The 11,512-nt window shown below is 61.3% G+C and carries 10 protein-coding genes; 9 read left to right on the plus strand and 1 reads right to left on the minus strand.

Translation table 11 applies throughout. From position 1 onward, the window contains the following. Positions 1-2 precede the first annotated feature (2 nt). The 8 genes from NKJ11_RS27210 to NKJ11_RS27245 all read left to right on the plus strand — a co-directional run bounded on the left by NKJ11_RS27210 (position 3) and on the right by NKJ11_RS27245 (position 8,275). Positions 3-560: an invasion associated locus B family protein gene (locus NKJ11_RS27210; protein ID WP_352441930.1), complete on the plus strand. Its 558-nt coding sequence runs from the start codon at positions 3-5 to the stop codon at positions 558-560. A gap of 13 nt (positions 561-573) precedes the next feature. Next, on the plus strand, positions 574-1,242 hold the full coding sequence (locus tag NKJ11_RS27215; protein ID WP_023809957.1) for a hypothetical protein: 669 nt from the start codon (positions 574-576) through the stop codon (positions 1,240-1,242). A 38-nt stretch (positions 1,243-1,280) separates the two neighbouring features. Continuing rightward, a complete protein-coding gene (locus NKJ11_RS27220; protein WP_352441931.1) occupies positions 1,281-1,742 on the plus strand; it encodes a DUF4189 domain-containing protein in 462 nt (153 codons plus the stop codon). Then, positions 1,739-2,275: an invasion associated locus B family protein gene (locus tag NKJ11_RS27225; protein WP_352441932.1), complete on the plus strand. Its 537-nt coding sequence runs from the start codon at positions 1,739-1,741 to the stop codon at positions 2,273-2,275. Before NKJ11_RS27220 ends, NKJ11_RS27225 begins: the two co-directional genes overlap by 4 nt. Positions 2,276-2,694: 419 nt before the next feature. Then, a complete protein-coding gene (locus tag NKJ11_RS27230; RefSeq protein ID WP_352441933.1) occupies positions 2,695-4,143 on the plus strand; it encodes a TolC family protein in 1,449 nt (482 codons plus the stop codon). Positions 4,144-4,182: 39 nt separating this feature from the next. Beyond that, positions 4,183-6,315: a type I secretion system permease/ATPase gene (locus NKJ11_RS27235; protein WP_128304950.1), complete on the plus strand. Its 2,133-nt coding sequence runs from the start codon at positions 4,183-4,185 to the stop codon at positions 6,313-6,315. A gap of 42 nt (positions 6,316-6,357) precedes the next feature. Beyond that, a complete protein-coding gene (locus NKJ11_RS27240; RefSeq protein ID WP_352441934.1) occupies positions 6,358-7,647 on the plus strand; it encodes an HlyD family type I secretion periplasmic adaptor subunit in 1,290 nt (429 codons plus the stop codon). Continuing rightward, the gene (locus NKJ11_RS27245) at positions 7,637-8,275 is read left to right on the plus strand and encodes a ribbon-helix-helix domain-containing protein (protein WP_128304952.1); all 639 of its coding nucleotides are present in this window, start codon (positions 7,637-7,639) and stop codon (positions 8,273-8,275) included. The genes NKJ11_RS27240 and NKJ11_RS27245 overlap by 11 nt, the downstream gene beginning before the upstream one ends. Before the next feature lie 23 nt (positions 8,276-8,298). Here the strand turns inward: NKJ11_RS27245 and NKJ11_RS27250 are convergent, their stop codons facing one another. Next, positions 8,299-9,231, minus strand: coding sequence for a transglutaminase-like cysteine peptidase (locus NKJ11_RS27250; protein WP_352441935.1), 933 nt, complete (start codon positions 9,229-9,231; stop codon positions 8,299-8,301). A 324-nt stretch (positions 9,232-9,555) separates the two neighbouring features. On the opposite strand from NKJ11_RS27250, the gene NKJ11_RS27255 reads away from it, so the two are divergent. Beyond that, the coding region (locus NKJ11_RS27255) for an Ig-like domain-containing protein (protein WP_352794720.1) at positions 9,556-11,512 on the plus strand (1,957 nt) is incomplete at its 3' end.

The raw sequence follows: 11,512 nt of genomic DNA on the forward strand, positions 1-11,512 counted from the left end.
GAATGAAAGGACTTGTTGCCCTGACCTGCCTGGCGCTCTGCGGCGGCCTCGTGCCGGCCGCCGGGCAGGCCGCGTCGACCTACAGGATCAAGCCATCGGACGTGGTGGTGCCGCCCGAGGTGAAGCTCGGAGACTATCAGCGCACCATCCGCCCGTTCGATAACTGGACGCTGATCTGCGACGAGAACCTCAAGGCTCGCAAGAAGGTCTGCAACGTCTCGCAGATCATCGAGGACGCATCAGGCAAGATGGCTTTCAGCTGGTCGCTCGCCGCCACCCAGGACGGCAAGCCGTACATGATCCTGCGCACCGCTCCGAACGCCAGGAGCGATGGTCTGGTGTCGCTGAGGTTCGATGGACAGAAGCAGCCGATCGACGTGCACCTGAACGGCTGCAACGAAATGGTCTGCGTCGGCATGTTGCCGGTAGGCCCCGTCATGCGCCGACAGATATCGCAGAATGCGACACCGGCGATCTCCTATTCGACGGTCGACGGTCAGACGATCACCGTGACCGCAACGCTCAAGGGGCTGTCAGAGGCCCTTTCACCACTCAAATAACCGGGGCATCACCATGAGCCAGCAGGACCAGTTCACGTCCGCGAAACGCACTGCGACCGTCGAGGCGGATCGGCAGAGGCGGGCCGAGTCCCCAAGGCGGCGCTGGCCACGCGTGGCCGGATATTCACTTCTGGGATTGGTCGTGGCGGGCCTTGGCTTCGCCGCAGGGAACTATGCCGCCATCGCCAATCTGGTCGGCGGCGCGACGGCCGCACCCGCAGAAACTGCGGCGGCCCCCGTGCTTCCGGACACGCCCTTCCTCGAGCATGTCAAGCAGGCCGGTGTGCAGGCCTGCTCGACCGTCTATCCGGCGCTCGGACAGATTCTGACGAACGGCACGAAATACAGCGTCAAATCCCTGTGGAACGACCAGGCCGCCGACAAGCACGCCATTCAGGCCTTTGTCGGCATGGACTATGCGTCGGAACGCTATAGCGGACCGGCCGCCGGCATCGTCTTCGCATCGCCCACCGCCACGGGTTGCGAAGGGGCGATGGTGCGGGTGGCGCCATTCGCCAGCCCGTGCGCCGACATCGCATCCATCCTGCCGCAGGGCAGCAAGATTACCGACCATCTCGGGCAAGTCGAGGTCTACGAGCTCGGCGGCAATGCCGGCGAAGCGCTTCTCCTGCCGACGGGCAAAAGCTGTGTGGTGATCTCCCTCGCTTCGGCGGCGAAGTAGGACGCGAAGCGATTGAGGTTAAGGAAAGGATGCCGACCATGAGATTGCAGGCTTTGGCAGTTTTGGGCTTGACCCTGTTGTGGAGCGGACAAGTCGTCTCGGCCGACCTTGTGGCCCCACCGGAGCCGCAACAGGAGGAAAAAGGCATCTGGGCGGCCATTGCCTATTCGCAGGCCGATACCAAATACGGCTTCTTCTGGGGCGCCGACAAGCGGCAGGAAGCGAAGGACATCGCACAGAAATATTGCGAGAACGCGGGCGGAAAGGCCTGCAACGTCGTCACCGTCTTCCGCAACCACCGCCATTGGAATGATGACGACGAGACCGGCTTTCCCTACAAGCACTGCGGTGCACTCGCCGTGGCAGACAAGGTGGAGAACCGTTTCACGCCCTGGGGCGTGAACTCGGCCGAGACCCGTCGCGAAGCGGAGGATCTCGCTTTGCAGGCCTGCGAGGCGGCGGGAGAGAAATGCAAGATCCGCGAGTGGGTCTGCACATGAAGCTTGGCCCGAAGGCCGTCTCCGCATGTGGGGCAATTCTATTCTCGTTGATGTCGCCGGTGTCCGCCCAGCAACAGGTGGCGGCTGTCCCGGATGGACCCTCATCGCTGCGTGAAGTCTATCAGGACTGGAGTGTGACCTGCTCGGTTCGAGAGAAGGCGAGAGTGTGCTCGCTCGCGCAAGATCAGGTCCAGCAGAACGGGCAGAGGCTTCTTGCCGTGGAGATCGCGGCACGACCGGACGGCTCGACGACGGCTACCCTGCTTCTGCCCTTCGGCATCCTGCTCGACCCGGGCGTGACGCTGCAGATCGACGATCAGCCGCCACTGTCCCCGCAGCGCTTCAGGACCTGCCTGCCAACGGGTTGCGTCTCCGTCTTTACCGTCGATCGGCCGACGCTTGGAAAGCTGAGGGGAGGCTCGGTGCTGAAGCTCAATGTGACGACGGACGCCGAGACCCCGCTGAGCTTCCCGGTCTCGCTTCGCGGCCTGACCGCGGCGCTCGACCGCATGGTGGCGTTGAGCGCAAATTAGGGTGCGCGCTGACCCAGCTTTTGGCCGCAATCAGCGACATGACGCGCACGCCGGCCGCCGCGACGGAGTATTTTGGGGCGGCTGCCGAGAGGGCGTACCTGAAAATGGCTCAACTTCAGGTTGGGTCATCAACAGCCGCCATACCCACATGGCATGATTCTGGCCATATCGGCCCACTGACCTGCCGTTTTTCGGGCTATCCCGCAGAGTGCGGCGTCCGGATACAACCGGAGCGAGCCGACGTTATGTGCTATTTTTGCTACATCTCGCAGCCTTGTTGCCCAAAAAGGCTATTTAGCGACCTCTAAATCAATAATCGCTCACATATTTCGTGAATTTGTGAATAATCCACCGACGGGCAGGCCTTGGCTTGGTTAGCGCTCTGAAAAGGACGCTGGGGAAACGTTAGGGTGGGATTGATGAATACGACAAACATGTCGACCATAGGCAGGCGCCTTGGTCTTTTGATGGCGGCCACCATGCTGACCTGCGGGAGTGCTCATGCGCTTACGCTCAAGGAGGCGATGGCTGTCGCGGTGGAATCCAATCCCGAGATTGGACAGGCGATCGAAAATCGCGAAGCAATCGAGTTCGAGTTGCGGCAGGCCAAGGGCCTTTATCTTCCCAGTGTCGATGTCGAGGCATCGGCCGGCGTTCGCCGGCTCGACAATTCATCCCGGCGCTCCCTTTCCATCGAAGACGACGCGCTCTATCCGGCTGAAACGGATCTTACCGTTTCGCAGACGCTTTATGACAGCGGCGCAAGGCGGGCCGAATTGAACCGTCAGGCATCGCGCGTCGATGGCGCTTCGTTCCGGGTGCTGGAACGGTCCGAATTCATCGGGCTGTCCGTTGTCCAGGACTATCTGGAATACATGCTGCAGGCTTCGATCGTTGTCGAAGCGAAGAAAAATCTCGGCTTCCACCAGGGAATTCTCGGCGACATCCGGCAAGGCATTTCGGGCGGCGCGCTGAACGAGGCCGACCGGCAGCAGGCCGAGGAACGGCTGTTTGCCGCCAAGGCGCGCATGCAGGAGGCGACCGAGGAACTGGAAGCGGCCAAGATCCGCTTCTTCAAGACCGTCGGAAAGCCACTGACCAGCCCATCGAGGCCGGGCGATGTCTCGGCTGCGCTCCCGCGATCGCTTGACGAGGCAATAGGGTTGGCGCGCGAAAGCAATCCGCGCGTGCACATGGCCAACAGCGACATCGACGCGGCGGCTTCCCTCGTGGATGCCGCACGGGCTAAATTCGGCCCCTCCATCATCGCTGAAGGTCGCGCCCGGGCGGGAACTGACATTGACGGCGACGATGGCGACACCAGCGACCTTCAGGCGCGCGTGGTCCTGCGGTGGAATCTCTACCGCGGTGGTATTGACAAGGCCAACGAGCAGGAGCAGATCCGCCGCACCAGCGAACAGCGCCTGGCGCTGCATCAGGTGCAGCGCGAAATCGAGGAAGCCGTTCGCACGTCATGGGATCGCCGTTTCCGGCAAGCCGATCTGGCAAAGACCCTGAGGCAGCAAGCCGCCGCCAATGAGAAGCTGGTCGCTTCCTATCGCGAGCAGTTCAAGGTTGGACAGCGCTCGCTGCTCGACGTGCTGGATGCGCAGAATACGCGGTTCAACACGGCAACGCTGGCGGATACCGCGTCCTACGCATCGCTGTTTGCCCAGTACCGGCTTCTGGCCGCGACCGGACAGTTGCTGAAAACGATGAACCTTCAGCCGGCAAAGCAAGCGACAGCCTATGCACGCACCGAGTTCGCAGCACCGGAAACCGCGGACACTGAAACTTATGCGCGGACGCCATCGGAGCAGAAGAACGACCTGCCATTCGATATTCTCGCCCCGGTGAGGAAGAAGTAAGACGACGCAAGGCCCAGCGAGCGTCCTGACGGGCAGATCGTGAACCAGCAACCCAACATCCTCTCCCCCAAGGAGGCGTTCAAGGCCTGTTTCTCAGCCGTTGCCGGATATCTCGGCAGGCCGAGCGCGGAGACCGTGCTGTTTGCCGGCGTGCCGCTCTCGGACACGCGAATTGCGGTCGACGACATCAGGCACCTTGCCGAACGCATCGGCCTGGAAGTCACCGAGTTCAACCACCGGGATTTTCTCAGGGGGCGTATCGATCTGCCCGCAATCGTCTTTCGCGTCAGCCAATTGCCCGTTGCCCTGCTCGCTCTAGGCGAAGACGATGCGTATATCACCGCGCCCCAGGAAGACGGCCGCACCGCGATCGGCCGATCGGAACTGGCCGCCAGCTACATCAGCGGCGGCGCTTCCTTCTCGATCACCTACGCCAATGCCGCCGAGACCATGTCGGTCGGCTCGGCGGCCAGGATCGAGCGGAGACATTGGCTCACGGGGACGATGGGCGCTTTCTGGCGCACCTATTCGAAAGTCGTCCTGGCGGCGGTGTTCATCAATCTGCTGGCCATAGCCTCGCCGATCTTCACCATGAACGTCTACGACAGGATCCTGCCGAACAAGGCAATATCGACACTGTGGGTGCTGGCTCTCGGCATCGGTGCGGTCATCCTGTTCGACCTGCTTTTGAAGACGGCCAGGGCCTCCCTCATCGACTATGCCGGGCGCAAGGCGGATCTCCGAATATCCTATCTGCTGTTCGAGAAAGTGCTGAACTCGTCGCTGTCGGCGCGCCCCGGATCGACCGGTGAATACGCAAACAGGGTCACGCAGTATGAATTCGTCAGGGAGTTCTTCACCTCGAACACCATAAGCGTGTTCATCGACACGGCATTCGTCTTCGTCTTTCTCCTTGTGATCTATGCAATTGGCGGCTGGCTGGTGATCATACCGGCGCTGGCCTTCGTGATGTCCGTCATCGTCGGCCTGATCACTCAGCGCCGCATCGGCAAGCGCGTCGCCGCCTCGATGAACGAAGCGTCGCAGCGCCAGGCCCTGCTGGTCGAATCCATCTCGACGCTGGAGACCATCAAGTCGCTGCGCGCCGAGGCGTATCTGCTGCGAAAATGGGGGGAGCACTCCAAGAACGCCGCCAACACGTCCGAGAAGATCAAGCAGCTTTCGGCGGCGGCGGGCAACATCACCCAGTCCATACAACAGCTGGTGACCGTCGCCCTGGTCGTGGCCGGCGCCTATGCCTTCTCGGAAGGGCATGTTTCGACAGGAGCAATCATAGGAACGGTGATGCTGGCGAGCAGGGCCGTGGCGCCGCTCGGCCAGATCGCCATAACGTTGTCCCGGTTTCGCCAGGCCATGCTCTCGCTGAGAATGGTGAATTCGATCATGGCTCAACCGGAAGACCGACCTGACACGGTGGGTTTCGTCAACCGCCCCATTCGCAAGGGGGCGATGGTGTTCAGGAACGTCGGGTTCGTCTATCCCGGCTCGGAGAACGAGGTTCTGACCGGCCTGAATTTCTCGGTGAAGCCAGGGGAGCGGATCGGCATCATCGGCCGCATAGGATCGGGAAAGACGACGATGGGGCGGCTGATCGGCCGGCTCTTCCTGCCGACTTCCGGTGAGTTGCTGCTGGATGGGATCGACATTCGCCAGTATCACCCGTCCGAGGTTCGCGCCGCGGTCGGCATCGTTGCGCAGGCCGGCGACCTGTTCTCGGGCACCATCAAGGAAAACCTCCTGATGGCATGCCCCGAGGCTACAGACGAACAGATCATCGAAGCTGCAAAGGCGGCCGGCGTCGACGATTTCGTTTCACGCCACCCGCGCGGCTACGACATGAATGTCGGCGAGCGCGGCACCAATCTTTCCGGCGGCCAGAGGCAGACCGTGGCGATCGCACGCCTGCTTTTGACCAAACCGAAAATCGTCTTTCTGGATGAGCCGTCGGGCTCGATGGATCTTGCCTCGGAACGCCAGTTGATCAAGCAGCTCAAAGTCGCTTTCGACCGCGACACGACGCTGATCGTCTCCACACATCGGTTCAGCATGCTTGAGCTGGCCGACCGCCTGATCGTTATCGAACGGGGCAAGATCGTTGCCGACGGACCGAAGGACCAAGTCATACAGGCGTTGCAGAAAACAAGCGCCTGACAAAACAATTATTGCTGCATCCAATGCGTTGGGGCGTGGGAAATGCTTGCCAGGGAAGATCGACCGCCGCTGTTTGCGTCGGCGTCCATATTCATCATCGGAGCGCTCTTCGTCGTTTTTGTCGCTTGGGCGTCCTTTGCCGAGGTCGATGAGATCGCACGCGGCGATGGCAAGGTCATACCCGCTTCCAAGACCCAGATCATTCAGGCGAGCGAGGCCGGCGTCGTTCAGGAAATCGCAGTCACGATTGGCCAGATCGTCAAGAAGAACGATCTCATCATCCGCCTGGACAACACGCTCAACACATCCAGCCTTGGCGAGCAGCAGGCCAAGGCGCGCGCGCTGGAAGTGCGCATAGCAAGGCTGAAATACGAACAGGCCGGCAATCTCTCAGGCCCATTTCCGTGCCCGCCGGACATTCAGTCGGTCGCTCCGCAGATTTGCGACAATGAACAGAAGCTGCTCATTGCCCGGCGCGGGAACTTCGACAACAAGCTGTCCGTGCTCAAGTCACGCCTCGATCAGCGCGAGAGGGAACTGGCCGAGGCGGTGGCCAATTCCGACCGTCTGACCAAGAACCTGGTCGTCAGCGACCAGGAGGCAAAACTGGTCGACGCGATGGTCAAGAAAGGCCTGATGGCAAGGACCGAGCAGCTCCGGGTAGAGCGCGAACAGACCGAGCTCAACGGCCAGCTGAACCTGGCCGGCGAAACAATAAAGAAGATCAAATCGTCGATCACGGAAGCCCAGCTGCAGGTCGAGGAACTCGGCTTGCAACTGCAGCAGGAGGCGTTGGACGACCTTACCCAGGCGCTGGCGGAACTTTCGGTAGTGGATGAAACCATAAGGGGGGCCACCGACAAGGTCGCGCGCACCGACATCCGGTCTCCCGTGGATGGCATCGTCAACACGCTGGAGCTCAACACGGTCGGCGCTTTCGTCCAGCCTGGCGCCGTCGTCGCCGGCATCGTGCCGACCTCCGAGACGTTGCTGGTGGAGGCACGGGTCTCGCCACGGGATGTCGCGTTCATCCGTCCCGACCAGGAGGCCCTTATCAAGGTCACCGCCTATGATTTCTCGATCTTCGGCGGCATCGAGGGCAAGGTCTCCAACATCACAGCCGACAGCCTGGTCGATCAGAAAACGGGGGAACCCTACTATCAGGTGCGCGTGGCGACGGACAAATCGACCCTTCAAAGAGACGGCAAGGCCTATTCGATCATTCCCGGCATGATCTGCTCGGTCGACATCAAGACCGGGCGCAAGACGATCCTGCACTACCTCCTGAAGCCGATCAACAAGGCGCGCGAGGAGGCGATGAGTGAGCGGTAGCGCCAGCCCTCATCCTGATGGCGAGCGACTGCTTCCGCCAGTCGCGGCCGAGGATTTCGGGCTTGAATTTCGGGTCGTGGCGCGTGGCGGCATAAGACGCGGCATCCGCTTGGAGCGGGCATTCTGGTTGTCGCTGAAGCAGATGGCCGAACGCAGGAAATGCACGATCGGCATGCTCATCGACGAGATCGCCGAAAGCCAGGCACAGACAGGCAATTTGACATCCGCGATCCGGGTGGCCTGCATGCGTGGATTGGCGGATGAAAACCTGACCTTGCGAAGGCTTGCATCGATCAACACCATCAACGCCATACTCGTCGCTTGCCCGTCCCCGGCCTTTGCCCTGGCATCGTCGAAGAAGATCCTGTCGTTCAACGCGCCGTTCCAGCAACTGGTCAAACGTCAATTGCCGATAGCCCCAAGCGATGACGCACGGCACGATCTCAAGCTGGCATTGGACCTCAACGTAGCCGACATCTTCGCGCGGCTCGATGCCAATGGCGAATCGCCGGTGGCCACCGGCTTTGTCATCGGTGCGGGTGACCGTCGTTACCGGGGGCAATTGAATGCGGTGCGGGCTCCGGTGCTCGAGCCAGAGCTGCTGATGGCGTTCGTCTTCGGCGGTTGAATCACCACCAATCCAACGAGAACTTATGGCTGAAAACCTTCGCCAGGTGCGACGGTTGCGAAACCGCCTTTGATGTCAGCCATCTGGGCTCCGCCCGGTCTTGAACCGTGGATCCAGGCCCGGTCCGTGCTGAACGAATAAAGCGGAACATAATCCGGGAGATCGCTGTCACGCACCACAGTGTTGCTGAGGCTGTCGAGAATGAAGGTGCCGCTGCCTGTGCTCACCGACAGCACTGCGTGAAAGAAGCCTCGCTTGCGATCCTGGAGGACGACAAGCGCCATGCTCTGCGTCGGGATGCCGGCCCTCAGCAGGGCCGTCATCTTGAGAATGGCGAAATCCTCGCAATCGCCGGCTCGCCGCTCGAGAATCTCCGAAGGCTTCGCCCAATAGTCGAGCTTGCCGTAGACGACGCTATCTTTCCTGTAGGCGATCAGGCGATTTACGCTGCTGTTGACGAAGGACAGCTTCTCGCTGAATCCCTTGCCTTGAGCGGCGGCGACCATGCCGGCAAAAGCTGTGCTCTTGCGCTCGCAGGGGCTGCCCGCCGAACAAGCGGTGATTGCCCGGTACACGGGCGCCCAGCGCGCCGCGACGGGAAAATTGCGCATGGACAAGGCAACCGATCCGAAGACCCCCGGAATGATCGACGCGGTCTGCACCGGATCTATCCCGGCGTCATCTCGCGCCGTTGACGAGCCATCCCCGCGGTCAGCATCTGCCGGGCCATAGCTGCTGATGACCTGACCGATCCGGTAAGCGCCCGCAGGCTGCCTGGGCTGGGGCCTCGCCAGCGAAACACCGCCGAGACAGGGCGGCGTCTGGACCTTCTCCTGAGGCCAGCCGGATGCGGCGATATCGCTCGCGAATGACGGCCCCGCCAGGCCGACAAGCCCGATTGCCAGCAGGAGCATCTGGAGCCGGGTTTTTCCCGGAACTGTTTTTTGCTTTTTCATAACGCCCACCTTTGACTGTGGACGCTACCAATCTTGTCTCAAATTATTGGAAAGGAAGGTGGATAAATATCCAGCAACTGTCTTTATCCAGTTTGTCTAAAATTTTATTCAAATTTATACTTTGGTTCACCAAAAAGATGCCGACTAGTCATCCGTCAACCAGACCTCCAGAAACCAACATATATCAGGTTATATTGTTGCGGTTTACCACGTGTAAAAAATGCCGGGCAATGCATATCATAATATATGAAATAGATTAGGGGGCAGTTGCAAAGTAGAAGTGGCCGCTGTCTCTATCCGGTAAATATCGGAGGGGTTTCAGCCATGACGAACAATATCGAGTTGGACAGCTTTTCGGCTTCCTTGAACGAGCATTCCGCGTCCAATGAACACGCCGATCAGGCGTCGCCGGCGGAGATCCGGGTCGCACAGGCAAATTCGACGCAGCCCGCGCCGGCAGCGTCCGAACCGGTGCCGGTCGATGTCGGCGGCGGAGCGCCTGTCAAGCCAGAAGCCCCCGCGGAAGCAAAGGCACCGCCGGCAGCTGCGCCGCACGAATACGTAGCCGACGCCAGCCATGTGGTGAGGCTTCCCGCCAACGCCTCCATCGACAACATCAAGGTCGATGGCCAAAACCTTCTGCTCGAACAGGCCGACGGCTCGGTAATCGTGGTCAAGGATGGCGCCCTGAACGTGCCGACCTTCATCATCGGCGACGTCGAGGTGCCGCGCGTTGCTTTGCTGGCGGCACTCGAAGCCAGCCATGTCGATGTCGCCTTCGGCGCCGACGGCTCCATGTCGGCCGGCCCGGGCGGTTCGAATTCAAGCGCAGGCGGAGATTTCTCGGTTCCCCCCGGCGGCATCGGCGACGGGTTCGACCTGTCGGCCCTGTTGCCCCCGACGGCTCTGCAGTTCGGGCTTCTGGAGCGGCGCGAGCTGTTTCCCTCGATCGTCGACAGGCAGGTTTCAGTGACGGCCACGTCACTGCTTGCCCCGACCGAAGCGGCTAGTGAAACTGGCCTCGATGGCGGTGGGGCGCAAACTCCGGGTAGCGAAGCGCCGACCGACAAAGAAACGTCCAGCACTGGAACGATCAGCATCGACGCGCCGGATGGAATTGGCTCGATCGTCATCAACGGTGTCACCGTCACCGGCGTCGATCAGCACATCCCAGGGCAGTACGGTTACCTGACGATCGTCTCCTTCAATCCGAGCACCGGTGCCATCGAATACAATTATACGGTGACCGAATCGGTTTCCCATACGGATCAGACACCCGGCTATGATCCTAGCACCGACACGGTTCCTGAGAATTTCACCATCACTGTCACGGATGTCGACGGCGATACTGCCAGCACCACCTTCGCCGTCGCCATCGTCGACGATGTGCCAACGGCGCACGCCGACACCGACAGCATCGCGGCCGGCCAGTTCGGCCCGGCGACAGGCAATGTACTGGCTGGCGGAACCGATGCCGGCGACGCCAACGCGACGGACGGCGTTGCCGACACCAAGGGCGCCGATGGCGCGACTGTGGTTGGCGTGCAGGCCGGCAACACCAATACCGATGTCGACAATGCGGCCACGCTGAACGCGCCGATCCAGGGCAGCTACGGCACGCTGACACTGCTGGCGGACGGCTCCTACAGCTATGTGCGCGCTGCCGGCACGCCCGGCGGCGTCAACGACGTGTTCACCTACACGATCAAGGATGGCGACGGCGACACCTCGCATACCACGCTGACGATTTCGATCGGCAACTCGACGCCTGTGATCACCGACCTGACGCCGGAGGCCACCGGCGGCGACGTCGTCGTCAACGAGGCGGCGTTGAATATCGGCACGCCGGGCGGGCCTGGGTCCGATCCGGCAAGCACGGCCGAGGCCGGCGCCGGCACCTTCACCGTCTCCTCGCCCGACGGCATCCACTCGCTGGCGATCGACGGCAACGCCTTCATCACCGATGGCGTGTTCACGGGCGGCTCGTTCACGACGACGCTCGGCAACACGCTGACGGTGACAGGCTACAATGCCGCCACCGGTGAGGTGAGCTACACCTACACACTGCTCGACAACGAGGGGCATGACCCCATCCAGGGCACCAACAACCTCTTCGAGAACTTCACCGTCACGCTGACCGACCAGGATCTGCAGAGCGCCAACGCCACGCTCTCCGTGAAAATTATCGACGACATTCCGACGGCACATGCCGACACCAACAGCGTTGTCGAGGGCGGCATCGTGAGCGGCAACGTGCTGACGGACGGCACGGACGACGTGT

Origin of the sequence: Mesorhizobium sp. M0243, from assembly GCF_040321775.1 — a bacterium.
Lineage (GTDB): Bacteria > Pseudomonadota > Alphaproteobacteria > Rhizobiales > Rhizobiaceae > Mesorhizobium.

Bases quoted from the DNA above. Each gene is read 5' to 3' on its own strand.
- NKJ11_RS27210 (WP_352441930.1), top strand. From the start codon at position 3: ATGAAAGGACTTGTTGCCCTGACCTGCCTGGCGCTCTGCGGCGGCCTC.
- NKJ11_RS27215 (WP_023809957.1), top strand. From the start codon at position 574: ATGAGCCAGCAGGACCAGTTCACGTCCGCGAAACGCACTGCGACCGTC.
- NKJ11_RS27220 (WP_352441931.1), top strand. From the start codon at position 1,281: ATGAGATTGCAGGCTTTGGCAGTTTTGGGCTTGACCCTGTTGTGGAGC.
- NKJ11_RS27225 (WP_352441932.1), top strand. From the start codon at position 1,739: ATGAAGCTTGGCCCGAAGGCCGTCTCCGCATGTGGGGCAATTCTATTC.
- NKJ11_RS27230 (WP_352441933.1), top strand. From the start codon at position 2,695: ATGAATACGACAAACATGTCGACCATAGGCAGGCGCCTTGGTCTTTTG.
- NKJ11_RS27240 (WP_352441934.1), top strand. From the start codon at position 6,358: ATGCTTGCCAGGGAAGATCGACCGCCGCTGTTTGCGTCGGCGTCCATA.
- NKJ11_RS27250 (WP_352441935.1), bottom strand. From the start codon at position 9,231: ATGAAAAAGCAAAAAACAGTTCCGGGAAAAACCCGGCTCCAGATGCTC.